Source organism: Phenylobacterium sp. J367 (genome assembly GCF_024699985.1).
In the GTDB taxonomy this organism is placed as follows: domain Bacteria; phylum Pseudomonadota; class Alphaproteobacteria; order Caulobacterales; family Caulobacteraceae; genus Phenylobacterium.
The window spans coordinates 2,534,459-2,560,556 of record NZ_JAJONA010000001.1 but is presented as its reverse complement, the minus strand read 5'-3'; the positions used below and the strand labels follow the sequence as shown (position 1 = coordinate 2,560,556).

The following is a 26,098-nucleotide window of genomic DNA, read 5'->3' as shown; positions in this document are numbered from 1 at the left end:
GGATGACGGAGTTTTTCGTGGAATGCGCGGGCCCCTACGCCGCCCCTTGGTTTCCGGAGATCGTAGGCGTGCACGACACCGTCGGACCCGACTGGGCCCAGCCGGAGGTCGTCCGCTACCTTGAAGGCCGCGCCGCCAGCATCGCCGGCGGCACCGACGAGGTTCAGCGCAACATCATCGCCAAGCACGTGCTGCGGCTGTGACGCCCGCGGACGGATCGAAGCTCGCCACGGAGGCGCAGGGCGCGGCAACGCCGGCCGGCGGGTCGACGCTCCGTCCACGGGTCACGCACAAGATCTTCTACAGCCTGGGGCAGGCGGCGCAGACCGGCGGGTTCGACACTGCGGTGGGCTTCCTGTTCTTCTACTATTCGGTCGCGCTGGGCCTGCCGGGATCGCTCGTGGGGGTGGCGCTTTCGCTGGGCCTGGCCTTCGACGCCCTCGTCGATCCGGCGATTGGGTCCTGGTCGGACAACATCAGGTCGCGCTGGGGCCGGCGTCTGCCGTTGATGATCGCGGCCATCCCGTTCACCACAGCCTGCCTTGGGTTGCTGTTCTCGCCCCCCGCTGGCCTTACTCAGCCGCTGCTGTTCGCTTGGCTGGCGGTGTTCGCGGTGGCGGCCCGGGTCGCGATCTCGCTGTTTCACGTTCCCTACACCGCCCTCGGCGCGGAACTTGCGGACGACTACGCCGGCCGCACCAGCGTCGTCGTCTACCGGTCCGCGGCGGGCATCCTGGCCGGCGTGGCGATCACCGCGCTGGGCTACTCGATGTTCTTCAAGGATGGGGGCTTCAGCGGGCGGCGAGCTATCCAGGCTTCGGCTGGTCGGCGGCCGCGCTGGTCGGAGCCTGTATGACCGCCTGCTGCCTGGGGCTTCGGCGCTACGCGCCCTCCCTCCCCCAGCCCCAGAAGGTGGCGCGGCCGATGCTGCGGCGGTTCCCCGGCGAAGTGGCGGAGATCTTCGCCAACCGCTCGTTCCGCCTGCTGTTCATGGCAGCCGTCGTCACCTACGTGGCTCAAGGCCTGAACGCGACGCTCAACGCCCACGCCTTCGTCTTCGTCTGGATGCTGAAGAGCGAGAGCATCCAGTTCATCACCTACGTCTTCGTGGTCGGCTTGCTGATCGGGGTGGCGCTGGCGCCACGCCTGCAGATGCGGCTCGAGAAGAAGGCCGTCCTCGTCATCGGCCTGTCGCTGCTGATCGCCAATTGGCTCGTGATTCAGGGATCATGGCTGCTCGGCGCATATACCCCGACCGGCGTCGCGGCGCTTGCGCCCATGCAGTTCAACTCGTTCGTCGCGGGCATCGGCCTTGGGCTGACGGGTGTCGCCTACCCGTCGATGATGGCGGACGCCGCCGACGAGCACGAGCATCTGTTCGGCCACCGCCGGGAAGGGCTCTACTTCGCCGGTCTGGCCTTCGCCAACAAGGCGGCCGTGGGCGTGGGCGTGCTCCTGGCCGGTGTCGCCCTCGACCTCATCCGTTTCCCGAAGGACGCGGGACAGGCGGCGGTCGTGGTCCTGCCACAAGACGTGAAGGTGGGGCTGGTCTGGGTCTGGGGGCCGCTCCCGGCCATCGTGGCGGTGATCGCTATGCTGATGCTCTGGTCATACGGCATCAGCCGCGCCCGCCACGCCGAAATCGCCGCGGCCCTTCGCGGGACGCGCGCCGCACCGGTGGAGCCGTCGTGACGGGGCGCACAACATCAGAACAAGGCACGGTGAGATGATGGATCGAGCACAAAATAGCCCTGCGAGCGCGACGGCTCCGGCGGACGACTCCGATATCCAGGCGCTGCGAGCCTATCTTGAGGCCAACAACGGGATTCGTGGGCTGGAGGTCCTCAAGCCTGGCGACGCGCACCATGCGGTGGAGCTCTTTCGGCGCGACGGCTTCGTTGTCATCGCCGACGTCCTCGACAGCTCCGGGGTCGAGATCCTGGCCAAGGGCTGCGCCGAAGTCGCGGGCGAGATCCTGGAGCTCGACCAAGGACGCCGCGGAAATCGCGGCTCGCACCGCTATTCGTTCGGTGGCTCAAGTCTCACCCGTAGCCAGTTGCACCGACCCGAGTGGCAGATGCTGCTCGAGATCCCGCTCGTTACCGAGGTGGTGGGCGCGATCTTCGGCTCGCCGGACTTTGTCCTGCGGGCCGCGAGTGGTGATTTCTGCCTGCCGGGCGCCGTTGAGTACCAGCCCCTGCACTCGGACGTGCGCGACTGGGCCGATGCGCCGACGACCCCGTTCAGCAGCTTCCATGATCCGCGCGGCCAGCTGACTATCCGCGACCTCCCTTGCCCGTACGTCTGCGTGAATTTCTTGCCGCAGGACGTGACGCCTCTGAACGGCCCGACTCGGCAGATCCCCGGGACCCAGCACTCCCGGACTCGCATCCCGACCCTGGCCGAGGAGCCCGAGTGGATGCGGCTCAGCACCGTCTGTCCGGCGCCCGCCGGCGCGATCATGGTGCGTGACGTACGGGCCTGGCACGGCGGCACTCCGAACGTCTCGGACGCCATCCGCTCAATCCCGAATCTCGAATTCTACGCCCCCTGGTTCCGCGAGCCGATCGTTCCGGGGATCACCTACGCGGACTACCAGAAGCTCTCCGAGCGCGCCCAGCGCATGGTGCGCGACTGCGTCGCCGATTCCAGCGAGACGCTGGCCACCGGCCCGACCCTGCGGGCGCCCCTGACATGCGCTACCGCCGGCTTGGCCGTTCCGCCCTGCAGGTCAGCGAGCTCTGCCTCGGGACCATGAACTTCGGCCCGCAGACCTCGCAGCAGGACAGTTTCGCGATCCTGGACGCCGCCGTGGACGCTGGCGTCAACTTCGTGGACACCGCCAACCAGTACGGCGGCCGCCTCGGCGTCGGCGCGACCGAGACGCTGCTTGGGGCATGGCTGGCGCAGGACCGCGCCCGCCGCGACCGCATCGTTCTGGCCAGCAAGGTCTACGAGCCGATGTCGGACGACGTGAACGACCGTGGGCTCTCTGCGCGGCACATCCAGATGGCCTGTGACGCCAGCCTGCGCCGCCTGCGCGTTGACCACATCGACCTCTACCAGATGCACCACATCGACCGCGCCGCGCCGATCGAGGAAATCTGGCAGGCGATGGATCGGCTGATCTCGCAGGGCAAGATCACCTATGTGGGCGGCAGCAACTTCCCCGGATGGTCTATAGCTCGCGCCAGCGAGAAGGCCATTTCGGCGCAGCGGCTGGGGCTAGTCTCGAGCAGCACCTCTACAACCTGATCGAACGGCGTGCGGAACTGGAGGTGATCCCCGCCTGCCGCGCCTACGGCGTCGGCGTCATCACCTGGAGCCCGCTCGCCGGCGGCCTGCTGGCCGGCGGCGCGGCCGAGCCGGGCGGGCGACGCGGCTCCGAAGAAGCGAAACAAGCGGCGTCCGCCCGCGCCGAACAGCTCGCGCGGTTCGGCACGCTCTGCGAGGCGCTCGGCCACTCGCCCAGCGCCGTCGCCCTGGCCTGGCTGCTGCACCAGCCGGGGATCACCTCGACCATCATCGGTCCCCGCAACCTGCACCAGCTCAGCTCGGTTCTGCACGTCCCGGACCTCCGGCTCGACGCGGATACTCTGGCGCGCATCGACGACATCTTTCCGTCGTGCGGCGAGGCCCCCGAGGCTTACTCTTGGTAGTTCTGCCGAACCCGGCCGGCTGGCGCAGTTGGACCGTTCCGGTCTCCGGCGGCGTCCTGGCCTATCACCGCACAGGCGGCGGCAGGCCCGCCTTGGTGCTGTCCCATGGGCTGACCGACAACGGCCTCTGCTGGAGCCGCCTCGCGTTGGCCCTGGCCGCGGAGTTCGACGTCGTGATGCTGGACGCCCGCGGACACGGGGCGAGTAGCAGGATCGACCCGGTGCAGCCCTTCGATGCCGCGGAGGACATCGCCAAGGCGATTGGCGCGCTCGGCCTGTGCGCGCCGGTCGTCATGGGCCACTCCGTTGGGGCGCGGGCCACCGCCGCCTATGCCAGCGCCCATCCGGGCGGCGCGTCGAAAGTCGTGCTGGAGGACCCACCCTTCCTGCCGCTGGCCAGCCCGGCAGTGGCCGACGCGCGCAGGCGCAGGTTCCGAGAACAGGTGGCCCGCTTTCAGCGCATGAGCGAAGCGGAGATCATCGCGGAGGGTCGGGCGACCTCCCCCACCTGGCACGACGACGACTTTCCCCCTGGGCGGCTGCCAAGCGGCAGGTCGATCCCGCTGCCCTGCCTACCTACAGTGCGCCCTGGCAGGCGCAGGTTACGGGCATTCGCGTCCCGACGCTGCTCGTCCGCGGCGACCCTGCGCTCGGCTCCCTCGTCGCGCCAGACATCGCCGCCGAGGCGGCATCCATCAACGGGAATATCTGCGATGTCCGGATCGACGGCGCAGGACACAACGTCCGCCGCGAGAACTTTGAAGCCTATCTCGCCGCGGTGCGCGCATTCCTGGCCGACTGAGCTCAGAAGTTCTGCTGACGGGCTGGCTGCGGCGCCGCCGTCTGGCTGGTCGAAGACCGATTCAGAAGCGCAGGCGCGGCCAAGCCGCTCAAGCTGGGCCCCAGATCGCGGCCAATCATCGACCGCATGATCGCGGGCCCCCGCATACCATAGTGCGGACATTCCCAAGGTCAGCCAAGAGTCAGGAAGAGACCTCGCGAGAGATTGTCTCCAAACCCCGGGATAGTCCCGGAGCACGAATACGGCGGCGGCGAATTCCCTGTTTAGTTCAAAACGATGGCCGTCTCCTCAACGGCACGAACGCCCGCATGACCGCTTGAGGATCTTCAGGACGCCGCCGGCAACCCCAGTATCCGCTTGGCGATGATGTTGTTCTGGATCTCGTAGGAGCCGGCGAAGATGGTGTTCGCCTTTCCGGACAGCCATTCGCGCACGCAGGCCAGTTCCTCGGCGGTGAAGCCCTCGCCGTCCCAACCCAGCCCCCGAAGGCCGATCGCCTCGACGATGAGCTCGGCCCGTTCCTGAACCAGCAGCGAGGAGACGTTCTTCAGGATCGAGGTCGCCGCCGTGGGCCCGCCGCCGGAGGCCTCCGCCGTGGTTCGCTGCATGGTGAGGTTGAAGGCCTGGCGCTCCATGGCGTGCCGCGTGAGCCGCATGCGCAGATCTGCGTCGGCCAGCCGGCCCTCGGCGTCCCGCCCGACATACTCGGCGACCACCGCCTCGATCGGCCGCTGCTCGGTCGCCCGACGCGGGGCGTCCTCGTTGCGCTGGCGCTCGTACTGCAGCAGTCGCTTGCCGATGGTCCAGCCGCCGTTCAGCTCGCCGACCAGGTTCTCCTTGGGCACCTTCACATCGGTGAAGAAGGTCTCGCAGAACGGCGAGCGGCCGGCGATCAGCCGTATCGGCCGGACCTCCACGCCTGGCGAGCGCATGTCGATCAGCAGGAAGGAGATGCCGTCGTGCTTCCGCGTCGGGTCGGTCCGCACCAGGCAGAAGCACCAGTCGGCGTACTGGGCGCCCGAGGTCCAGGTCTTCTGGCCGCTGACCAGGAAGTGGTCGCCCCGGTCCTCCGCGCGGGTCTGCAGGCTGGCCAGATCGGAACCCGCGTTGGGCTCGGAATAGCCCTGGCACCAGCGCGTCTCGCCCCGGGCGATCGGCGGGATGTGCCGCTGCTTCTGGGCCTCGGTCCCGTACTCCAGCAAGGTCGGGCCGAGCATGCGCACGCCCATGCTCCAGCCGATCGGATTCCAGGCGCCGACCTTGCGCATCTCCTCGCGCAAGGCCCGCGCCTCCTGGGGCGAAAGCCCGCCGCCGCCGTACGCCTTGGGCCAGGTCGGCGTCCCCCAACCCTGGGCGCACAGGCGTGCGCGCCACAGGCCGAACTCCGGCTCGTCCGGCTCGGCCTCGCCCGACTGCGGCCCGCGCCCGGCCAGGGCGCTGGGGAAATTCTCATCCAGCCATGCCCTTGCCTCGAGCCGGAAGGCCTCGAGCGCGTCGCGGGTCGATAGGGGCGCCTGCATCTCATGCATCCTGTTCCGCCAGGGCAGCCTTCCGTATAGTAATTAGTGCGAATGTCATCAAGTCGCTGGGGCTAATGTCGCCGAAGGCATCCGTTGAGCCTTGCCGCGACACGGCTATGCTGGCCGGGAAAGGAGGGCTCCATGCGCGCCTCGCCGTCGACGGCACTCACCCGCGCCGAGCTCTTCGAGCGTGTCTGGCGTGAACCTCTGTCCAAGGTCGCGGGCGAGCTCGGCGTCAGCGCGAGCGGCCTGGCAAAGATCTGCGATCGGACCGACATCCCCTACCCCACGCGCGGTCACTGGGCGAAGGTGAAAGCCGGGCGGGCCCCGCCCGCGCCGGTCCTGCCGCCGGCGCCCGCGGGCGTGGACGAGACGGTTCCGATTCTCCCGGGGCGCTCGGTCACCCGCCGCCCCCGCGCCCGCCTCGCCTTCGAGGACCGGCGCGCCCACCTGCTGGACGTCGCCGCGGACATCATCGTGCGCGAGGGCCTGCACGCGCTCAGCATCAAGCGCCTGGCCCGGGAAGCCGGGCTGACGGCGCCGCGCGCCTACCACTTCTTCCCGACAGTGGACGACCTGCTCGTGGAATTGGCCCGGCGCGAGCTGCAGGCTGTGCGCGCGGCGCAGGTCGCCGAGGTCGAGACCGCCACCCGGCCCGCCGACCGGTTGCGCCTGTCTACCGTCACCTACCTGCGCCAGGTGGCCGACCGCGGCGTGCTGCTGCAGACCCTGCAGGGCGCGCCCGCCGTCCGGCGTGGCCTGCGACGGGAACAGCGGGCCCTGCGGGCCGCCAACACCGAGATCGTCGCCGAACGCTTCACCCGCAGCCAGCGCGTGCCCGACGATGTCGCCCGCGCGGCGACCACGGTGCTGACCAGCCTGGTGTTGCGCGCCGGCCGGCTGCTGGCGCGCGGGCGGCTAGACCTGCCGGCCGCCGAAGCGCTTACCGCCGACATCGTCGAGACCGGCAACCGGCGCCTCGCGGCGCGCTTCCGCCCCGCGCCGCCGGGCGACGTCGATGACGCCTAGCACGAGTTCGCGGCAGACCTCGGCCCCGCGCTCCTCGTCCAGCTCGCCCTGGTAGACCAGCCGTCCGCACTCCTCCGGCAGCGTCATGCCCAGGCTCACGCAGGCGACGCACTCGCGCAGCGGAAGCCCGAGTTCGCGTCGCAGTCCCTTTGCGAAGCGGCGGGCCACACGGCCCTGCACCGCCGCGGCCCGCGGCGAGAGCCGCCGGGCCATGAACCGGTCGCGCAGGATGATGTGGATCACCGGTCCCGTCTGCACGACGCGCCGGAAGTAGAGCTCGGCCGCCGCCGCGGCCGCGTCCGCAAGGCCGGCCCGCCGGGCCGCCGCCTCGAGGCCGGCGGCGGTCAGCTCGTCGAAGCCGCGCTCGACCAGGGCGTTGTAGAGGTCCTGCGGCCCCGGGAAGTAGCGGTAGACCAGGGCCTTGCTGACCTTGGCCGCGTCCGCCAGGTCCTGAACGCCGATCGGCAGGAAGCCCTGCCCCAGCACGAGCTCGGCCGCCACCTCCAGGAGGGTCTCCCGCCGGGTCTCCGGCGCGAGGCGGCGGCCCCGGCGCAGCCGCTTGCGGACCGCGCTCACAGGCGCGCCGGCCTCTGGGCGGTCCGGCTGATGCTCATCGGCGTCCCGGGTGTCCGTCATGGTTCGAACCACAACCTAGACCGCGCCCGGACCTGAGGCGAGCTTGCGGAGGTTCTCCTCGTGGGCGCTCTTGTCGAGCCGGAAGGCGAACAACGTCCCGATGGCCGCCAGGTAGAGGCCGACGACGATCGGCAGGTAGACCGCCGCCATGTTGCGGATCACCTCCGGGTCCACCTGGCCCGGCTTGGCGCCCCTGGGGGAATCCCACCGACGTCAGCAGAAGGCCGGAGGTGAAGACGCCGAGCCCGGAGACCATCTTCTTCAGCAGGCTGTCGGCCGAGAACAGCAGCCCCTCCGAGCGACGGCCGGTGCGCACTTCGCTGTCCTCCACGACGTCGGCGAGCATCGAGGAGAGCAGGATGCCGGTGGTCAGCGCCGCCGTCCCCTGGAACACGCTTTCGCCGATCATGATGTAGAGCAGCGCGTCCGAACCGTTCGGGGGCATGAGCCCGGCCAGCCGCAGGGCGATCGGAGCGGAGGCCAGCGTCAGCGAGATCGTCCAGACGATCAGCGCGCCGCGCTTCTTACCCAGCGTCCGCGAGACGATGGGCGCCAGGGTGACCCCCAGCGCCGAGGCGACGATCCCCCCGCCGGTGATCAGCGCCAACTGGTCGGGGGTGAACTCCCAGAAGTAGGCCTCGAAGTAGAGCTCCAGCGCTCCCTTCAGGCCGGTGGCGATGGCGAGCAGGGTCCCCGAGGCCAGCAGGATGGCGAACGAGCGGTTCTGGAGGGTGTGCGCCACCTCCCGCGCCATCTCGCCCAGCTTGGCGGTGCGCTTGGCCGGCCGGTGCAGGTGCGGGATGAAGCGGTGGGTCCCGGCGCTCGACACCAGGATGGTGAACATCACCAGCAGCGCGGCGCACAGTCCGTAGAGGGCGTAGCCGTCGCGGTTCAGGATGCCGACCGGGTACTCGGCCGTCGGCTGCAGGAAGAACTTGTAGGTGATCAGGGTCATCAGGTGGCCCCCCGCGATCCGGAAGAAGGCGCGGAAGGCGACGAGCGTCGTGCGCTGGTCATAGTCGCGGGTGAGCTCGGCCAGCAGCGCGGTGTGGGGCAGCTCGAAGAAGGTGTCGAGGAAGCGCACCGCCAGGGCGACGACGAGCATGTAGGCGAACACCGCCTCCTTCGACCACATGTCCGGCGGCGTCCAGAGCAGGAACAGCGTCAGCGCCAGCGGAATCGCCGAGGCGTACATGAACGGATGGCGCCGCCCCCCCACGGCGTGCGCAGGTTGTCCGAGATCTGGCCGACGAGCGGGTCGACGATCGCGTCGAACACCAGGGCGACCATGATCGCCGCCCCGACCCAGGCGGCCGGCAGGCCGATCACCTGGTTGTAGAACAGCATCATGAACGCGCTCAGCCCCCGCGCCTTCACGCCGCTGGCCGTGGCGCCCAGGCCGTAGAGCAGCTTGTCCGAAGTCCTCAGCCGCAATCCGGCCGCCCCGCCCCCCGCGGCCGCCCTCCGCTGTCGCTTCCGCCATCGTCTTCCCTCCCACTGCGCCGAACCGGCCGCAGCTCACAACTAGAGCGTTTGTCAGCAACCGCTGCATCGCACGACGCTTCGGCTTTGCGTTTCGGCATAAACAGCGTACTAGTCGTTTTATCAATTACAACGCCAGCGTCGTTTGAGACGCGGCGAACCGGCGGTCCGCTCAAGGCCGCCGGCTTGGGAGAATCCGCGCCGAGAGGCGCTCGGGAGGGTGAAACAGATGGGATGCTCACACCTTGCTGCCGGCGCTTCCGCGCTGGCGCTGACCGCCGCACTGTCCGCCGGGCCCGCCTGGGCGCAGGACGGCGAAGTCGAAGAGATCGTGGTCACCGGGACTCTCATCGGCGGCGCGCCCACCGGGGCCATTCCCGTGCAGGTCTTCTCCAGCGCCGAGTTGCAGAAGCGGGGCGATCCGACGCCGCTCGAGTTCGTGAAGAACCTGCCGGCGGTCTCCAACACGGTGGGCGAGTCCAACCGCATCAACGGCCAGAACTCCGGCGCGGTGACGGTCAACCTGCGCGGCCTGGGCGCGTCGCGCACCCTGGTGCTGCTCAACGGCCACCGGCTGCCGATCGTCCAGTCCGCCGGCAGCGGCGTCGACGTGGCGATGATCCCCACTGCGGCCATCGGACGGGTGGAGGTGCTGACCGACGGGGCGGCGGCGACCTACGGCTCCGACGCCATCGCCGGCGTCGTGAACTACATCACCAAGTCCAACTTCGAGGGCCTTGAGGTCGACGCCACCTACAACGCCATCCGGAAGTCGGCCGGCGACTGGAGCGCCAACGTCGCCTGGGGCACGGTGGGCGACTGGGGCAATGTGCTGCTGACGGCCGGATACAAGCACCGCTCGGTGCTGCAGCAGGACGAGCGCGACTGGGGCCTCTACCCCCAGACCGTCAATCCGCAGTCCGGCTGGTCCGCCAACGGCAGCCCGGGCGCCTACCTGACGGGGGCGACACGGAGCGTTTCGGGCTTCAACCAGGGCTTCGTCGATCCCGGCTGCCTGGCCCTCGGCGGCGTGCTGACGGGAACGGGCAACGCCGCCCGCTGCCAGTTCTACCAGGGGCCGTTCAACAATCTCGTCGACGAGATCGACGGCTACCAGGTCTATGGCGAGGTCAACTTCCAGGTCGCCGACGAGCATCGCCTGCACCTGGAGGCGCTGGCCTCGGGCCACGTGGTCCCGCGGGAGGTCCAGAACCCGAGTTACGCCCCCAGCAACTACCCCCTGGCCACCACGGCCGGCGGCAACAACCCCTTCCCCGCCCCGGCCGGCACGGAAGGCGCGCGCGGCTACTACATCCCCGGCAACCACCCCGGCCTGCAGACGCTCATCGCCCTCAACCCCGGCGCCTTCTCGGCGGCGCAGCTGACCAACATCGCCACCAACGGGGTGCTCACCTCCAACGCCGGCTGGCGGCCCTACGGCTACAGCGGCAATCCCCTGACCGGAGAGGGTTTCCACTCCCGGCGCGAGATGCACCTGAAGCGCTTTTCCGGCGGCCTGTCGGGACCTCTCGGGCGTGGCGTGAACTATCAGGTCAACGCCACCTGGGCCGAGCAGACCAACGAGCGGATCACGTCGGAGATCACGGTCCCCAACCTGCAGTACGCCCTGCTGGGTCTGGGCGGCTTCGGCTGCACGCCGGGCGGTTCGAACCCGGCCACCAGCACGCCCGGCCAGGGCCCCTGCCTGTGGTTCAACCCCTTCTCCACCGGCATGCCGGGCAACGCCCATACGCTTGTGCAGAACCCGCAGTACGCCCAGGCCCTGGCGCTGAACCCGCAGGTCGCCAACAGCGAGGAGGTCATCCGCTACCTCGAAGCCAACCCCTACGCCTTCTACGAGTGGTCGCGGATCTTCGAGGCGAACGTGGTGCTGGACGGCGAGCTGCCGTGGCGGCTGTGGTCGGACGAGCCGATCTCCTGGGCGGCGGGCGCGCAGTACCGCTGGCAGCAGGACAAGAAGGACCTGCCGGACGCCACCAACATCCTGGAGAACCCCTGCCCCATGTTCGGGGTGACCAGCTGCACCACACCCACCGGCGTGCTCACCTTCTTCGGCGCGCAGAAGCCGTGGGACCTGGAGGGCGAGGTCTTCGCCTTCTTCGGTGAGCTCAAGATCCCTGTCACCGACCGGCTGGAGGCGCAGGTGGCGATCCGCCACGAAGACTTGGGCGACATCGGCACGACCACCAATCCCAAGCTGGCGGTCCGCTGGGACGCCACCGACGCCCTAACCCTGCGCGGCTCGATCGGCACCACCTTCAAGTCGCCCGACCTGACCAACCTGGGCGACGACTTCCTGACCAGCGGCGGGGTGGTGACCCAGCTGGGCGCGTTCCGTCCGATCGACATCTACAACAACCCCGACCTGAAGCCGGAGACGGCGACGACCTACAACGTGGGCGCGATCGTCGACATCGGCGCGTTCCGCGCGACGCTCGACTACTACGCCATCGACTTCGAGGGCGCGATCGAGCGCGACACGGCGGCCTCGATGATCACCGCCTTCTTCGGCCCGTCGCTGTCGAGCCCGAACCGCTGCACGTCCAACCCGCAGGACCCCTGGTGGAACCTGCAGCAGCGGTTCACCTTCACCGGCGGCGTCGGCGACCCGGCGACCTGCGGCCTGGCCAACCTGCTCAGGACCAAGAACCTCTTCACCAACGCCCGCGACTACAAGGTCCGCGGGGTCGATGCGACCTGGAACCTCGACCTGCCGGAGATCCTGGACGGCCAGGTGCAGGTCGGCGGCGACCTCAACTACATCATTAAGTACGAGGCTTCGGCCTTCTTCTCGGAGGGCATCGAGCTGGAGCCGGCGGAAGACGTGGCGGGCACGATGAACGCCGGCCCCGCCATCCCCCGCTGGAAGGCCAACGCCTACGTCCAGTACACGCGCGGTGCGCACAACCTGCGGCTCACCGTGCGCTATCTCGACGGCATGATCGACAACCGCCCGGCGATCTTCCCGCCGACCTCCACGAACCGCTTCGCCGAGAAGATCGACGCCTATGTGCCGGTCGACCTGATCTATCGGGTCGAGCTGCCCTGGGAGACGACCGCGACGCTCGGCGTGATCAACCTGTTCGACCGCGACCCGCCGGCCGCCCGGCTCGACTTCGCCTACAATACCTACACCGCCGACCCTCTGGGCCGCGTCTACCGGCTCACCCTGCGCAAGCGGTTCTGAGCCGGCCGAGGGCTGGGGGCGCACGCTCGCCCCCGCCCTTCTGTGCGCGTCGCCGCGCGAGTTTCCGTTGAGTCGCCGTCCAGGCGCTGTAATAGTGTTAACGTCAATAAAAGGAGGAGCCGAGATGCCGTACGCTGCAGGGCGCGTGTTCCACGATGCGGACAGCCACGTGATGGAGCCGGCCGACTGGCTCGTGCCGTTCGCCGACGACGCCTGGAAGGACCGGCTGCTGCGGAAGGATCCGCCCTCCACCCGTCCGCCGGCGGAGCCCCCAAGGAAAAGGTGATCGAGGGCCTGATCGGCGGGCCCAAGGGCAGGCTGGCTTACGGCGCGTATGACCCGGCCGAGCGCGTCCACGCCCTCGACGAGCTGGGGTTCGCGAGCCAGCTGGTCTTCCCGACCTCGGCGCTTCGGCCGTTCCGCACCAGCAAGGACCAGGACGTCCTCTACGCCGGGGCCCGGGCGGCCAACCGCGCCATGGCCGCCTTCTGCGGCGACCCGCGGCTGCTGGGCGTGGCCTACGTTCCGCTCGACGATCCGGCTCGCGCGGTCGAGGAAGCCCAGGAAGCCATCCGTCTTGGCTGCAAGGCGATCTGGGTCCCATCGGCGCCGGCCGGAGACAAGTCGCCGGGCCACCCGGACCTGGATCCGTTCTGGGCCTTGCTGGCGGCAAAGCGCATCCCCTTCGTCCTGCACATCGGCGCCGGCTCGCGGACCCTGCCGCAGGAGTACGTCAACAACGGCAAGCCCAAGTCGCCCGACCTGCACGGCGGCGGCGAGAACCTGCGGTTCAAGGACTATGTCGCGCTGCCCCATTCGGCCGAGATGTTCCTCAGCGCCCTGATCTACGACGGGCTGCTCGACCGCCAGCCGGAGCTGCGCGGCGGGATCATCGAATACGGCGCCTACTGGGTGCCGGGCTTCCTTCGCCAGATGGACATGGGCGCGCGCTCGTTCGGCCGCACCGATCCCTATCTGCAGCAGCTCTCGGCCAAGCCGTCCGAGATCATCCGACGGCAGGTGAAGTTCACTCCGTTCCCCGGCGAGGACGCGGGCTACCTGATCCGCGACAGCGGCGCGGACCTCTACATGTTCTCCAGCGATTACCCGCACCCGGAGGGCACGAACGATCCCATCGCGCGGTTCGAGCGCACCTTCGAGGGCCTCACCGACGACGACCGGGACCGCTTCTACCGCGCCAACTTCGAGGAGATGATGGGCGGCGCCCTGGAGGCCCGCGCCCGGGAAGACGCCTGATGACCGAAGCCCTCGCCCCGCAACGCCTCACGGGCCCGTTCCGCGCCCCGCACAACGGGTTCCAACAGGCTCCCGGCTCGATCCACAACGACGAGGTCGCCGCCAAGCTCGGCTTCAAGGGGGGAACCGTCCCGGGCTCGGTGCACATGGACCAGTTCGTGCCCATGCTGCTCCAGCTCTACGGCCCGACCTGGTTCGAGACCGGAGACATCTCGCTGCACTTCACCCAGGCGACCGTCGACAGGGAGGAGGTGCGGGCCGTCGTCGAGCCCGGCGAGCCGCGGGCCCGCCTGCAGATGTTCAACCAGGCCGGCCAGCAGGTGTGCGTCGGCACCGCATCGCCGCGCGCGCGGGACGAGGGGTCGGAGGTGGCCAGGCGCATGGCCGAGCAGGCCGAGGCCGACCCTGGGGCCTGCGGATCTACGCTGACATCAAGGCCGGCGACGTGACCTCCGACATCCCGATGAAGGTCAGCCGCGAGAGCTACGACGCGTCCCTCGGACGCATCACCGAGCGCCTGCCGCTCTACGACGAGACGGGCGCCCTCTCGCCCGCCCACGTGGTTCGCCTGGCGCACATGAGCCGGCCGTTCGTGCTGGCGAAGTCGAAGCAGCCCTACGTCGGCCTGTTCGGCGCTCTGGAGGTGCGGCACCTGGCCGGGCCGCTCTTCGCCGACCGCGACTACGTGGGTCGCACCACCATGCGCAAGCTCACCGAGAGCCCGAAGACCGAGAACGCCTGGTACGACGTCGACATCGCCGACGCCGCGACCGGGAAGGACGTGGCCAGCGTCACCTTCATGATCCGCGCCATGAAGCCCTCATCGCCGCTCTGGAACTGACGGGCGGCGCGCCACCGGGAGGATGCGAATGATCGATGCGGCCACGCTGGACCACACCGACATCAAGGCGCGGGTCGACGCCGCCGTGGACTCCGGCATGTGCACCGCAGTCTGGGCGGAGATTTGGCCACAGAAGACGGCGGTGCTGGAAGCCGCCACCGGCCGCACCCGCACCTTCGGCGAGCTGAACGCCAACGCCAACCGGCTGGTCCGGCTGATGCGCGATCACGGCCTCACGGCCGGCGACGCGGTGGCCATCGTCTGCTCCAACCGAGTGGAGTTCCCGGACGTGCTGTTCGCCTGCCTGCGCGGCGGCTTCCGCCTGACACCGGTGAACTGGCACCTCAAGCCCGACGAGATCGCCTACGTCGTCGACAACTGCGAGGCCCGGGCGGTGTTCGCCGACACCCGGGTCGAGGGCGTCGCCGAGGCCGCCGGACAGTGCCCGCAACTCGTCCTGAAGGTGTCCATCGGCGGCGATCTGCCCGGCTTCGTTCCCTTCGAGACGATCGACGACTATCCCGCGGACGACATCGAAGACCCCGTGCGCGGCACGACGATGCTCTACAGCTCCGGGACCACCGGCCGCCCCAAGGGGGTCTACAAGCCCAACGCCCAGGCCGTCGGCGGCTTCGATCCCATCTACGACCGGGCGGTCGACAAGCACATCTGCACCGGCCCGGCCTATCATGCCTCGCCGATGGCCGGCGACATCCGCCGCGCGCTCAACAACGGCGTCCCGACCGTGCTGATGGACCGGTGGGACACCGAGTTCGTGCTCAAGACCATCCAGGACCAGAAGATCACCCGCGGCCACTTCGTGCCGATCATGTTCCAGCGCATGCTCGCGCTGCCTGAGGAGGTGCGGGCGAAGTACGACCTGAGTTCGCTCAAGCGCATCACCCACGGCGCGGCGCCCTGCCCGCCCGAGGTGAAGCGGGCGATCATCGATTGGCTGGGCCCGATCCTCTACGAATATTACGCCGGCTCGGAAGGCGGCGTCGGCTTCACCGTCACCTCCGAACAGTGGCTGGCGCGGCCCGGAACGGTCGGGCGACGGCCGCACAAGGACGCCGCCAAGATCCTCGACGACGAGGGCAACGAATGCCCGCCCGGCGCGCCCGGCCACATCTATCTGAGCCTGAAGGATCAGGGCGGCTTCAACTACTACAAGGACGACACCAAGACCTACGCCAACCGGCGCGGCGACTACTTCACGATGGGCGACATCGGCTATCTGGACGAGGACGACTGGCTGTTTCTCACCGGCCGCAGCGCCGAGACCATCATCGCCGGCGGGGTGAACATTTACCCCCCAGGAGATCGACAACGAGCTGATCAAGCACGCCGCCGTCGAGGACAGCTGCACCGTCGGCATCCCGCACGACGAATGGGGCGAGGAGGTCCGCGCCGTCATCCAGCTGAGACCCGGCTACGCCCCCTCCGAGGAGCTCAGGCGCGAGATCCTGGAGTACGCCGCGCGGACGATGGCCAGGTACAAGGTCCCCCCGCGGCATCGATTTCGTGGACGCGCTGCCGCGCAGCGAGGCTGGCAAGATCCTGCGAAACAAGGTCCGCGCGCCCTATTGGGAAGGCCGCGCCCGGGCGATCTGAGCCGCGCGGCGGCGGGCGGGCTTGAGGGCCGGTTTGTCCCGCCGGGGCTCCAGCACCAGCCGGTCTTCCGCCGCGTCCCATCGCGCCTGCACCCGGTCGCCGTCGCGGACCTCGCCGCCAGGCATGGCGCGGGCCAACTCGGTCTCAAGCGTCCCGCGGATCAGCCGCCGGAGTTCGCGCCCCGCGTCGACCGCGGCCCTTGCGGATGCGGTGATCGCCGCCCTGCGCTGAGTCCGTGTCGGTGGGCGGGATCCGTGACGTGCGCCCGCCACCATGGTGGGGGGCGGATCGTGTTCGGCGGCCGTGACGTCCGGCGCCGGCGCCCCCCGCTCCGGCTATCCTCCGGCCCCGTCGGCCGGCCCCCCGCGGCCGGACCACCGCGCAGGTGAAGTTCCGGGCGTCGTTCGGGTCGCCGGCGCCGCGATACCAGGCCTTGGCGGGATAGGCGCAGAGCGGCCGCTGCATCGCGATCCCCTTGGCCGGCTGACCGCCGACATAGCGGGTGGCGATCACCTGCGCCGGCGCCGGGCCGCCGTCGACCCAGGTCTCCAGCGCCGCGAAGAGGTCGTGCTGCGGGGTCAGCGTCGGCGTCGGGATGGCCCCGCCGGACGCCGAATTGAAGACGTCCGGGCCCGGCCCGCCCGCACAGTGCGAGAACCCGGGCGCCATGAACAGGCGGGCGAAGTCCTGCACCTGGTCGAGCCCGCCGGCGTCGCGTGCGGCGCGATCGTAGAACGCCACGCTCTGGTCCGGCGGCACCAGACTGTCGGCCCAGCCGTGGTAGATGATCAGCTTGCCGCCCCGGGCGCGGAAGTCGCGCAGGCTGCCGCGCGTGGCGTCGTTGACGATCGGGCCGAGCGCCCGGTCGACCCGGGCCATGTCGCGCTCGACCTGGAACCCCGACCAGTCCCATTTGGCGCCGAACACCCACTTGAAGAGGCTGACGAAGGCCGGCTCGCCGTTCGGCCGCGACTGCAGGAACGTCCAGTCGTAGAAGCCGGTCGCCTCGCTCCCCGGAAGCCAGCCGTGGAACAGCGGCCGGCCGGCGCGGCTGGTCGGGCCCGAGTAGAACGCCCGCGCCGTCGCGACCTCGGCGGCGGTCAGGCAGTCGGCGCGGTCCCCGTCGCGGCAGGCGAGCACAGCGGGGTCGAACCGGCAGGCCTTGGGGTCGCCGATGAAGGGATCGCCGGCCAGGCCGCTGCCGGCGCCTCCGCAGCGCTGGACGGCCGTGTCGCTGAGCAGGCGGAGCTTGGCGTCGGAGAGACGGTGGCCCGGCTTCAGGTGGGCCGCGAGGTCGTTCCACAGCACCGCCCCGTGGCCCCAGGTGCGGTTGATCACCGGCGCGCCCACCAGGATGCCGTCGTAGTCCTCGGGGTAGTAGAGCGCCTCGATCAGGCCTTGCTGGCCGCCGGTCGAGCAGCCCGTGTAGAAGGCGCGCCGCGCGGGCGTCCCGTAGAAGGCCTGGGCCACGGCCTTGCCGGTGACGGTCATGGCGTGGGTGGAGCGCCGGCCCCAGTCGCGCCACTTGACCGGCTGGCCGATCAGCGCGTCGCCCGCCAGCGGCGTCGCCGGCGCCGTGCCGGTGTCGGTGACCGCGGTGACGTAGCCGCGCCGCAGGCCCGCGCTCATCGGACCGTAGGCCCCGTCAGGATGCCGGCGAACCCGCCGTTGCCGTTGCCGTGGAAGACCCCGGTCCAGCCGCTGGCGGGCAGCCAGATCTCGACGCCGATGTCGGAGCCGGGCTCTGTGCTCACCGAGGCGACGACCCGGCAGAACGGCGGCAGGTCCTGCGTCCGCATCGCCCCCATGCCGGCGAAGCCTCCGGCCGGGACCGGTTCGGCGCTCCTGATCACGGCGCCCGGCAGTTTCAGGTCGCGGAGCGCCTCGCACGACGCCGCCGCACTGGGGCCGGCGGCGGCGAGCGCCAACAGGGCGGCTGCGCCGGCCAGCAGGGTGCGGGCGGTCACCGGGCGGGTCTGCGGGAACATCGGCGGCTCCATGGTTTGCGGATCACCAGTTTCGGATACGGCGCGGATCGACGGGTTCGGCGGGCAGGCCGGCCGCGCGCTTCTGGGTGTCCATGACGGCGCGCGTCTCCATCACCTGGCGGTCGATCCAGGCGGGCGGATCGATCTGCCGGCCCAGGAAGCCCAGGGCGTCGGCAAGGCGCGGCGCGAGCGAGGGCCCCACGTGCTCGGCGCCGCGGACCAGGCGGTACTCGTGCGCGACGCGGGCATCGAACAGGACGCGGTGCAGGAACTCGACCCCATGGGTCAGGTAGAGCATGTCCTGGTCGCCGACCTCCAGATAGACGCCGAGGTCGGCCAGGCGCCGCGGGTCGCCCCTGGCGATGGTCGCGGGATTGTTGGCCGCCCAGTAGGCCTCGTCGACGGGGGAACCGAAGATCCGCTGGTAGATCTCGTCCGAGCGCCAGAACTTCACCTTCGGCCCGATCTCGCGCCATGCCAGCGCGGGCTCGACCGCCGGCTCCAGCGCCGCCACCGCCGCGAACGTCTCGGGATGCTTGAAGGCGAGCCGGAGCGCGCCCAGCCCGCCCATCGACCAGCCGCCGACGAATGTCCCCCGCCGCGCCCCGTCCACCGGCAGGGTCGCGCGCAGGTGCGGCAGCAGGTCCTGGAGAATGAAGCTCTCCCACCGCTCGGCCCCGTCGCGGGTGTCCATGTAGAGCGACCGGCCCGCGGCCGGCATCGCCACGATCAGGGGCGCGATGCGGCGCTCCGCGATGGCGCCGTCGATGACCCGGGCGAAGCGCGTGAGGTCCGCCTCGCTCCCGCCGCCGCCGTGCAGCAGGAGCAGGAGGGGATAGCGCTCGCCCGGCGCTCGCGCGCCCGGCGGGCGGTACACGCTCACGGCGACCGCGGCGGCGACGTGCGTCGAGCGGAGCCGCAGCGTGCTCAGCCGGCCCTGCGACGGGTCGGACGCCGCCGCCGCCACCGGCGCAGCCGCAGCCAGGGTCGCCGCCTTGGCGAGGTCCCGGCGGCGGATCATGCAGGGCTCGCGCTCGGAGCCCTGGCGAGCCACGCCCCGGCCTGGGCCCGGTACCAGGCGACGACGTCGGGGTTCTCGATCCCGTCGAGGTTGAAGACCTTCGTCACCGGCCACCCCTGGAACAGCCGCTTCACGGGAAGTTCCTGCTTCTTGCCGGAGAGCGTGCGGGGAATCCCCGGGGCCTGGATGAAGGCGTCCGGCACGAAGCGGGGCGACAGCGCGTCCCGGATCGCGCCGGCCATCGCCGCCTCCAGGCCGGCGTCGAGCGCCCGCCCGTCGCGCGGGACGACGAACATCAGGAGCTGGCTGCCGCCCTCCCCGTCCTCGAGGTCGATGACCAGGCTGTCGGCCACGTCGGCGAGGCGTTCGACGGCGGCGTAGAGCTCGGCGGTGCCCATGCGCAGGCCGTTGCGGTTGATGGTGGCGTCGCTGCGGCCGCTGATCGAGCAGCTCCCGTCCGGCTCGACCTGCAGCCAGTCCCCGTGCCGCCAGACACCGGGCCACTGGCCAAAGTAGGAGGCACGGTAACGCTCGCCGTCCGCGTCGCCCCAGAAGTAGAGCGGCATGCTCGGGAAGGGCCGGGTGCAGACGAGCTCGCCCACGCGGCCGATGACCGGATGGCCATCCTCGTCCCACGCCTCGACGGCCGCGCCGAGATGCCGGCACTGCAGCCGCCCCGGGGCCGGCGGCAGCTCCCGGTTCCCCGACAGGAACGCCGCGGCGATGTCGGTGCCCCCGGAGATGTTGCACCACCAGATGCCCGGTCGGCCCAGGGCCGCGAACTGCCCCTCTCCCCAGCGCTCCACGTCGGCCGGCAGCGGCGAGCCGGTGCTCCCGAGCGCGCGAACGGCGCTCAGGTCGCCGACCTCGCCAAGGGAGAGGCCGGCCTTCCGGCAGCTCGCGAAGAAGGCCGCACCCGCGCCAAACCAGGTCACCCGATGGCGCGCCGCGAACCGCCAGAGGCGGCTCCAGTCCACCTCGTCCCGGGACCCGCTCGGCGAGCCGTCGAAGAGGCAGATGGTAGTCCCGCTGAGCAGGCCGCCGGCCTGCTGGTTCCACATCACCCAGCCCGTGGCGCTGTACCAGTGGAACCGCTCGCCGAAGGTGTTCGGGTCGTAGCTCGGGCCGAGGTCGAGGTGCATGTTGCCAACCACGCCGGCGAGAACCACGCCGCCATGGCCGTGGACGATGGCCTTGGGCAGCCCCGTGGTCCCGCTGGAATAGAGGATCCAGAGCGGATGGTCGAACGGCAGCCATTCCGGCTCGAAGGCCGCTGTCTCGGCATCGTCACGAGCCTGAGCCGTGGCGAAGTCCGTGGCCCCGTCGATCGGCGTCTCGCCGTGGCCCGTCGAGACGACGAAGACGGCCTGCAGGCTCGGCAGGCCGCGCCGGATCTCCTCCACCACGCCGCTGCGGTCCCGCGCCCGGCCGCCGTAGTGGACGCCGTCGACGGCGATCAGCGCCTTGGGCATGACCTGCCGGAAGCGGTCGAGCACGGCGGGCGTGCCCATGTCCGGCGAACAGAGGGTCCAGATCGCGCCCAGGCTCGCGCAGGCCAGCAGGGCGACCACCGCTTCGGGCGCGTTCGGCAGGTAGGCCGCCACCCGGTCGCCGCGTCCGACGCCGGCGCGCCGAAGCTCCAGGGCGAGCGACGCGGTCCGCCGCCTGAGCTCGGCCCAGCCCACCTCCACGACGCGTCCCGTCTCGTCCTCGGCGAGGATCGCCGGCTGCCCCGCGGCCTCCGCGGCCTCCGCGTGCCGGAAGACCTGCCGGGCATAGTTCACCTGCGCGCCGTCGAACCACCGGGCGCCCGGCATGCCGCCGGCGAGGACCGCGCCGTGCGGGGTGGGCGACTCCAGGCCGCCGTAGACCCAGATGCTCTCCCAGAAGGCGGCGAGGTCGGTCGTCGACCAGGCCCACATCGCCTCGTAGTCGTCGAACTGAAGACCGTGGGTCGCGTGGAGCCATTCCCGGTACAGCGCGAGCTGCGGCTTTGGATCGGCCCGGTCGGGGCGTGGCATGGCAAGGTCCCGTGTAAGCGGACGGATCGCGGCGTGGCGGAAAGTCTGCGGGTGCGGGCCGCCGCCCGCACCGCGCAGGGCCCACCCTGCGGGGTGGGCCGCAGCTCGGCGGGGAGGCGCCCGAGCTGTCCTAGAACTGGTGGGTGATCGTGACGCCGTACATCCGGGGCAGGCCCATGGAGCCGGTGACCGCGGGCGTGGCGCCCGATCCCGCCGAACCCTGGCTGATGTAGCGCTCGTCCGCTGCGTTGCGGATCCAGGCCAGCAGGGCCCAGGCCCGGTCACGTGAGGCCAGTTCCACCGACCCGTTCAGCAGCCCGTAGGCGGCCTGCGAGTTCTGCGGATTGTTGTAGATGTCGAAATAGGTCCGGCTCTGCCACTTGTAGTCCGCCCGCGCCGTGAGGTTCAGGTTGTCGGACACCGGGACCGTGTACTGGGCCGAGAGGTTGTACTGCCAGCGCGGGGCCTGGGTCAGCGTATTGCCTTCGAGCTGGACGGCGCCGGGCGGCAGCGGCTGTCCGTCCCGGGTCTCGCCGACGCAGGACGGCGAGGTGGGCTGGGTCGGGTACAGCGGATCGTTGTTGCAGAAGAAGCCGAACCCGGCGTCGAGGTAGGTCACCGCGCCGGTGAACCGCAGGCCGTTGATCGGATTCGCCTCGCCTTCGAACTCGATGCCCTTGATGGTCGCCGAGGTGGAGTTCTCTACGCGGGGGAAGCGCACCTGGGTCGCCTCGTTCAGGCGGAACACGGTCTGCTGCAGGTTGGTATAGTCGGCGTAGAAGCCGGTGAGGCCCAGCCGCACCTTGCGGTCGAACATCATGGCCTTGAGGCCCGCTTCGTAGTTCCAGACGTACTCCGGGTTGAACCGGTTCACCGGCATGGAGACGTCGCCCAGCGTGTTGAAACCGCCCGATTTGAAGCCCCGCGAGATGCTGGCGTAGACCAGGGTCTCCTCCGTCGGCGTGTAGTCGAGCACGAAGCGCGGGGTGAAGGCGCTGAACTTGCCGGAGTCCGAGCTCAGGCGGGGCACGCCGCCCACGGAGGAGTCCATCTGGTAGGACTTGTCGTCGGTGGTGTAGCGGCCGCCGACCGTCGCGCGCAGCTTGTCCGTCACCTGGTAGCGGAACTGCGCATAGGCGGCGTAGGAGTCGAGGGTCTCCTCGGGAAGATAGACCAGGTAGTTCCGGAAGGCCGCGAGGCTCAGGTAGAGCGGCTCGCTGGACTCGCCGCGCATGTAGAAGGCGCCGGCCACGAGGTCGGCCCGCTCGCCCAGGTCGGCCGTCAGGGTGAGTTCCTGCGTCACCTGCCGGGCGTAGATGCCGATCAGGTCGAACCGCGAGGTGTTGTACGGCGTGGCGTCGACGTCGAGGTCGGTCAGGTCGATCTCGTGATCGATGAACCCCGTCGTCGAGGTCAGCGTCATGTCCGGCGTGATCGCCCAGGTGGCGATGGCGGTGGCCCGGATGCTCTCCACGTCCCGGCGGTTGGGCTCGTTGAAGTAGAAGGTGAGATTCTCAGGGTCGTTGCGCGTGTAGATGTAGGTCGGCAGCTCCGGCACCGTCGGCCGCGCCGGATCGGCCCGGCCGAGGATCTGGGCGAAGCCGGGGTCGCTGCGATCGCGGGTGTAGTCGACGAGGCCGCGGAGGCTGAACGATCCGTCGGCGTGAACAGCAGTTGCCCGCGCACCTCGGCGACGTCGGTGTTGTCGTTCCGTCGCCCGAGGAAGCCGTTCTTCAGCCAGCCGTCCGCCACCTCGCGCTGAAACGACAGCCGGCCGGCGAGCTGGTCGGAGAACGCCGCGTTGAGGTGCCCGCGGACGCCCCGGCGGGACCGGTCGCCGACGGTGACGCTGAGGCTGCCGTCGTCGTCCGGGCGCCGGCGCCTTGCTGTGGATGTTGATCGCGCCGCCGGTGGCGTTGCGGCCGGCGATCGTGCCTTGCGGCCCGCGCAGGACCTCGACCCGCTCGAGGTCCAGGAACGCCGGGTTCATCATGAAGTGGTTGAGCAGCGGCACGCCGTCGAGCGAGACGGTGACGCCCGACTGGCTGCCGATGTCCTGGCCCGCCTGGCCGATGCCGCGCATGGCGATGAAGACGTTGGTCGAGCGGGTGCCGAACTGCAGGCTGGGCGTCAGCTGGACGAGGTCGCCCACCTCCTTCGCCCCGGCCCTTTGCAGCGTCGTCTCCGAGATCGCCGTGATGGCGATGGGGATGTTCTGCAGGCCCTCGGCGCGCTTCTCGGCGGTGACGACCACCTCTTCCAGCGCGGCCTCGTCGGCCCGCGGCTGGGCGAAGGCCGTGGCCGGCAGGGCCACACTGCCCAGCAGGGCTGCGGCGCCCAGCGGCAGCGCGCCAGCGCGTCGGATTACATTGCGGTTCATTGCACCCTCCCTCGATCGCAGGATCGCTTCAGCCCGGAGTCTGAAGCTCCGGTCCCTGAGGAATGGCCGCGGTCGGGGCCGGGACTCAATCGCAGGGCTGACAGCGTGATTTGGCGTAAGTGACCAGGCTCCGCGCGGCGGCTCACGGGACCCGCCGCTCGCCAAGCACCGCCGTCGCGCTCGCCAGCCTGGCGGCGTCGGCCACGTACTGGGCGCGGAAGGACGACGGCGTCATCCCGGCCCAGGCGGCGAACTGCCGCGAGAAGCTGCCGGGATCGCTGAATCCCAGGACCAGGCCGATCTCGGTGATCGGGATGTCGCTGGCGAGGAGATAGGCGCCGGCCAGCTCGCCGCGCAGGCGGCTGCGGATCTCCTGGAAGCACTCCCCCTCGCGGTGGAGGTCGCGCCGGAGCGCCGCGGGCCGGTCCTCAGCCGCGCGGCGACGGCCTCCAGGCTGGGCGACCAGTCGCCCGCCTTGTGGAAGTCGAGCAGCACCTGCTGGGTGCGCTCCCGCCAGCTCGCGCCGCCGCCCGGCGCCTCGAACCAGTCGGGCTCGCCGGCATAGTAGGCCTCGTAGTCGCCGAGGGCGTTGTGGGCCAGGGGCGCCGACAGGTCGTTCCAGTCGTACGAGAGCGAGTCGACCTCGGCGTCGAACCTCACCGGGCAGCGGAAGACGGCGAAGCGGTCGAAGCCGTTCTCCTGCACGGGCCGCGGTCCCTGGATCGACAGGCCGCGCAGGGCCAGCGGCCGGCCGATCAGCCAGCTGAAGAAGTGGTAGATCCAGAGGAACCGGATCCACACCAGGACCTGTCGGTCGACGCCCTCGACCGTGTGATACTCGCACGTGTGCTGCAGGCCGGTCCCGTGGTCCTCGGTCACCGCCGGCCCGGCGTCGGACGACATGGCGTTGGTGAAGCGGATGCTGACCCGGAGCGCCTCGCCGAAGGTGGCGCAGCTCATCAGCGAGATCATCCGCTCCGCTTCCAGCGCCAGCCGGCTCGGGTTGGCGAAGAAGCCCAGGAAGACGTCGTCCAGGGCGAACTGGGTCTGGCGGACCAGCCGGACCAGGGCCTTGCCGTCGATCGTCCGCGCGGGGCGGCCATAGACGGCCGGGTCTATGCCCGCCTTCAGCAGGATCTCCGCCGGATCCTTGCCGCGGCGGACCGCGCCCTGCAGCAGGGCCTGCACCGCCGCCCCGTCCAATCCCGTGGGTGATGTCGGACCCTGCATCGGCTCACAGGCTCCTCAGGCCGCGAACGTCGCGGGCTCGTCAGCCTTCCGGTGGGCATGGAGCCAGGACACGCAGACGAGCGAGACGAAGCAGGTTGCCGCCATGTACCCGGCCACCGTCATGCTGTTGCCGGAAGCCGCGAACAGGGCCGTGGCGATCATCGGCGCGAAGCCGCCGCCCAGCAGGACGCCGACCTGATAGCCCAGGGACGCCCCCGAATATCGGACCTCGGTGGAGAACAGCTCGGCGAACAGCGCCGCCTGGGGGTCCGTACATCATGGCCACGCAGCAGAGGCCGACCGCGATCGCCGCGCCGACGCCGAGCGGCGAGCCGGTCTCCAGCAGCGGGAAGAAGGCGAAGGACCACAGGCCGGTCGTGATGCAGCCCAGCCGGAAGAGGCCATACCGGCCGAACCGGTCGGACGCCGAGGCGACGAGGATCAGCGCCGGGATCATGCACAGGCTGCCGAACATCACGCCGCCCAGCATCAGCTCGCGGGACAGGGCAAGCTCCGTGGTGCCGTAGGAGATCACCCAGGTGATGATCACGTAGAAGCAGGCGTTGCTGGCGATGAAGGCCCCGCCGGCCAGCAGGATCCGCCGCCAGCTCGAGGCGATGACCTGCAGGATCGGCGAGCGCCGCGGCGCCTGCGACGGTCCGGCGGCCTTCCGCTCGGCCGCGGCCGCCACGAATTCCCGCGACTCCTGGATGCGCGTGTGGACGAAGAGCGCCAGGCCGACGACGACGATGCTGAGCAGGAAGGGAATCCGCCAGCCCCAGGCCTCGAACGACGCCCGGTCCATCAGGCCGTCGGAGAGGATGAAGGCGACGTTGGCCAGGATCACGCCGGACGGCACGCCGATCTGCACGAAGCTGCCGAACAGGCCGCGGCGGCCCTCGGGGGCGTTCTCGATGGCGATCAGCGCCGCCGCGCCCCACTGTCCGCCGACCGCGAACCCCTGCGCGAACCGCAGGACGATCAGCATCAGCGGCGCCCACATGCCCGCGGTCGCGTAGGTCGGCAGCAGGCCGACCAGCAGGGTCGAGACGCCCATGATGACCAGCGCCGCCACCAGGGTCGTCTTGCGCCCGTAGAGGTCGCCGAAGTGCCCGAACACCACGCCGCCCAGCGGGCGGGCGATGAAGCCGACGGCGAAGGTGCTGAAGGCCGCGAGCTGCGCCACCAGGGGCGACAGGTCCGGGGAGAAGAAGATGTGCGGGAACACCAGCGCCGCCGCCGTCCCGTACACGAAGAAGTCGTACCACTCGACGCCCGCGGCGACCGACGAGGTCATCGCAAGTCGGACGGTCGAGCCGCGGGTGTGTGCGGCGGCCGGCGCTGTCATGGGGTCCCCTTCCCTGTCGCGGCCGATCTGCGCCGGCCGCAGCCACAGGATAGGAAGAAGCC

21 protein-coding genes and 5 pseudogenes are annotated in these 26,098 nt (G+C 70.3%); 14 read left to right on the top strand and 12 right to left on the bottom strand.

Annotation, left to right across the window (positions count from 1 at the left end):
• The first annotated feature begins 2 nt into the window (after nucleotides 1-2).
• From LRS04_RS13795 to LRS04_RS13770, 6 genes and pseudogenes are all read left to right on the top strand, one after another.
• Nucleotides 3-203, top strand: coding sequence for an acyl-CoA dehydrogenase family protein (locus LRS04_RS13795; RefSeq protein WP_374576410.1), 201 nt, complete (start codon nucleotides 3-5; stop codon nucleotides 201-203).
• Nucleotides 200-1,692 (top strand): annotated as a pseudogene (locus LRS04_RS13790) (MFS transporter). Before LRS04_RS13795 ends, LRS04_RS13790 begins: the two are co-directional and overlap by 4 nt.
• Nucleotides 1,693-1,729: 37 nt before the next feature.
• Entirely contained in the window at nucleotides 1,730-2,758 is a 1,029-nt protein-coding gene (locus tag LRS04_RS13785) for a phytanoyl-CoA dioxygenase family protein (RefSeq protein ID WP_257816857.1), read from the top strand.
• The gene (locus LRS04_RS13780) at nucleotides 2,755-3,255 is read left to right on the top strand and encodes an aldo/keto reductase (protein ID WP_257816856.1); all 501 of its coding nucleotides are present in this window, start codon (nucleotides 2,755-2,757) and stop codon (nucleotides 3,253-3,255) included. Before LRS04_RS13785 ends, LRS04_RS13780 begins: the two co-directional genes overlap by 4 nt.
• Nucleotides 3,174-3,659, top strand: a complete 486-nt coding sequence (locus tag LRS04_RS13775; RefSeq protein ID WP_257816855.1) for an aldo/keto reductase — start codon at nucleotides 3,174-3,176, stop codon at nucleotides 3,657-3,659. The genes LRS04_RS13780 and LRS04_RS13775 overlap by 82 nt, the downstream gene beginning before the upstream one ends.
• Nucleotides 3,653-4,591: an alpha/beta fold hydrolase gene (locus LRS04_RS13770; protein ID WP_257816854.1), complete on the top strand. Its 939-nt coding sequence runs from the start codon at nucleotides 3,653-3,655 to the stop codon at nucleotides 4,589-4,591. Before LRS04_RS13775 ends, LRS04_RS13770 begins: the two co-directional genes overlap by 7 nt.
• A 196-nt stretch (nucleotides 4,592-4,787) precedes the next feature.
• On the opposite strand, the gene LRS04_RS13765 is transcribed toward LRS04_RS13770, so the two are convergent.
• A complete protein-coding gene (locus LRS04_RS13765; RefSeq protein WP_257816853.1) occupies nucleotides 4,788-5,981 on the bottom strand; it encodes an acyl-CoA dehydrogenase family protein in 1,194 nt (397 codons plus the stop codon).
• A gap of 141 nt (nucleotides 5,982-6,122) precedes the next feature.
• On the opposite strand from LRS04_RS13765, the gene LRS04_RS13760 reads away from it, so the two are divergent.
• Nucleotides 6,123-7,010, top strand: a complete 888-nt coding sequence (locus LRS04_RS13760) for a TetR/AcrR family transcriptional regulator (RefSeq protein ID WP_257816852.1) — start codon at nucleotides 6,123-6,125, stop codon at nucleotides 7,008-7,010.
• Here the strand turns inward: LRS04_RS13760 and LRS04_RS13755 are convergent.
• The 3 genes from LRS04_RS13755 to LRS04_RS13745 are packed head-to-tail and all read right to left on the bottom strand — an operon-like array spanning nucleotide 6,900 to nucleotide 9,080.
• The gene (locus tag LRS04_RS13755) at nucleotides 6,900-7,646 is read right to left on the bottom strand and encodes a TetR/AcrR family transcriptional regulator (RefSeq protein WP_257816851.1); all 747 of its coding nucleotides are present in this window, start codon (nucleotides 7,644-7,646) and stop codon (nucleotides 6,900-6,902) included. The genes LRS04_RS13760 and LRS04_RS13755 overlap by 111 nt on opposite strands.
• On the bottom strand, nucleotides 7,621-8,841 hold the full coding sequence (locus LRS04_RS13750; RefSeq protein WP_257816850.1) for an MFS transporter: 1,221 nt from the start codon (nucleotides 8,839-8,841) through the stop codon (nucleotides 7,621-7,623). Before LRS04_RS13750 ends, LRS04_RS13755 begins: the two co-directional genes overlap by 26 nt.
• Nucleotides 8,811-9,080 (bottom strand): MFS transporter, encoded by a 270-nt coding sequence (locus tag LRS04_RS13745; protein ID WP_257816849.1) that lies wholly within the window; start codon nucleotides 9,078-9,080, stop codon nucleotides 8,811-8,813. The genes LRS04_RS13750 and LRS04_RS13745 overlap by 31 nt, the downstream gene beginning before the upstream one ends.
• Before the next feature lie 277 nt (nucleotides 9,081-9,357).
• On the opposite strand from LRS04_RS13745, the gene LRS04_RS13740 reads away from it, so the two are divergent.
• The 7 genes and pseudogenes from LRS04_RS13740 to LRS04_RS26905 all read left to right on the top strand — a co-directional run.
• Nucleotides 9,358-12,336 (top strand): TonB-dependent receptor domain-containing protein, encoded by a 2,979-nt coding sequence (locus LRS04_RS13740; RefSeq protein WP_257816848.1) that lies wholly within the window; start codon nucleotides 9,358-9,360, stop codon nucleotides 12,334-12,336.
• A gap of 124 nt (nucleotides 12,337-12,460) precedes the next feature.
• On the top strand, nucleotides 12,461-12,622 hold the full coding sequence (locus LRS04_RS13735) for a hypothetical protein (RefSeq protein WP_257816847.1): 162 nt from the start codon (nucleotides 12,461-12,463) through the stop codon (nucleotides 12,620-12,622).
• On the top strand, nucleotides 12,619-13,593 hold the full coding sequence (locus LRS04_RS13730) for an amidohydrolase family protein (protein WP_257816846.1): 975 nt from the start codon (nucleotides 12,619-12,621) through the stop codon (nucleotides 13,591-13,593). Before LRS04_RS13735 ends, LRS04_RS13730 begins: the two co-directional genes overlap by 4 nt.
• Nucleotides 13,593-14,042, top strand: a complete 450-nt coding sequence (locus LRS04_RS13725) for a hypothetical protein (protein ID WP_257816845.1) — start codon at nucleotides 13,593-13,595, stop codon at nucleotides 14,040-14,042. Before LRS04_RS13730 ends, LRS04_RS13725 begins: the two co-directional genes overlap by 1 nt.
• Entirely contained in the window at nucleotides 14,039-14,434 is a 396-nt protein-coding gene (locus tag LRS04_RS13720) for a hypothetical protein (RefSeq protein WP_257816844.1), read from the top strand. The genes LRS04_RS13725 and LRS04_RS13720 overlap by 4 nt, the downstream gene beginning before the upstream one ends.
• 22 nt (nucleotides 14,435-14,456) lie before the next feature.
• A pseudogene (locus LRS04_RS13715) lies at nucleotides 14,457-15,515 on the top strand (AMP-binding protein); the annotation flags it as partial.
• 241 nt (nucleotides 15,516-15,756) lie between these two features.
• A pseudogene (locus tag LRS04_RS26905) lies at nucleotides 15,757-15,891 on the top strand (hypothetical protein); the annotation flags it as partial.
• A 301-nt stretch (nucleotides 15,892-16,192) separates the two neighbouring features.
• Here LRS04_RS26905 and LRS04_RS13705 read toward each other — a convergent pair.
• From LRS04_RS13705 to LRS04_RS13675, 8 genes and pseudogenes are all read right to left on the bottom strand, one after another.
• Nucleotides 16,193-17,677, bottom strand: coding sequence for a tannase/feruloyl esterase family alpha/beta hydrolase (locus LRS04_RS13705; RefSeq protein ID WP_257816843.1), 1,485 nt, complete (start codon nucleotides 17,675-17,677; stop codon nucleotides 16,193-16,195).
• Nucleotides 17,674-18,036, bottom strand: a complete 363-nt coding sequence (locus LRS04_RS13700; RefSeq protein ID WP_257816842.1) for a tannase/feruloyl esterase family alpha/beta hydrolase — start codon at nucleotides 18,034-18,036, stop codon at nucleotides 17,674-17,676. The genes LRS04_RS13705 and LRS04_RS13700 overlap by 4 nt, the downstream gene beginning before the upstream one ends.
• Nucleotides 18,037-18,058: 22 nt before the next feature.
• Nucleotides 18,059-19,057 carry an alpha/beta hydrolase family protein gene (locus tag LRS04_RS13695; RefSeq protein WP_257816841.1) on the bottom strand — a complete coding sequence of 333 codons (999 nt, stop codon included), beginning with the start codon at nucleotides 19,055-19,057 and terminating at the stop codon, nucleotides 18,059-18,061.
• Complete coding sequence (locus LRS04_RS13690; protein WP_257816840.1) at nucleotides 19,054-21,078, bottom strand: acetoacetate--CoA ligase; 2,025 nt, start codon at nucleotides 21,076-21,078, stop codon at nucleotides 19,054-19,056. Before LRS04_RS13690 ends, LRS04_RS13695 begins: the two co-directional genes overlap by 4 nt.
• A gap of 130 nt (nucleotides 21,079-21,208) precedes the next feature.
• Nucleotides 21,209-23,458 (bottom strand): TonB-dependent receptor, encoded by a 2,250-nt coding sequence (locus LRS04_RS13685; RefSeq protein WP_257816839.1) that lies wholly within the window; start codon nucleotides 23,456-23,458, stop codon nucleotides 21,209-21,211.
• 265 nt (nucleotides 23,459-23,723) lie between these two features.
• Nucleotides 23,724-23,816 (bottom strand): annotated as a pseudogene (locus tag LRS04_RS27955) (hypothetical protein); the annotation flags it as partial.
• A gap of 251 nt (nucleotides 23,817-24,067) precedes the next feature.
• A pseudogene (locus tag LRS04_RS27950) lies at nucleotides 24,068-24,688 on the bottom strand (AraC family transcriptional regulator ligand-binding domain-containing protein); the annotation flags it as partial.
• A gap of 40 nt (nucleotides 24,689-24,728) precedes the next feature.
• Nucleotides 24,729-26,036 (bottom strand): MFS transporter, encoded by a 1,308-nt coding sequence (locus LRS04_RS13675; RefSeq protein ID WP_257816837.1) that lies wholly within the window; start codon nucleotides 26,034-26,036, stop codon nucleotides 24,729-24,731.
• Nucleotides 26,037-26,098 lie beyond the last annotated feature (62 nt).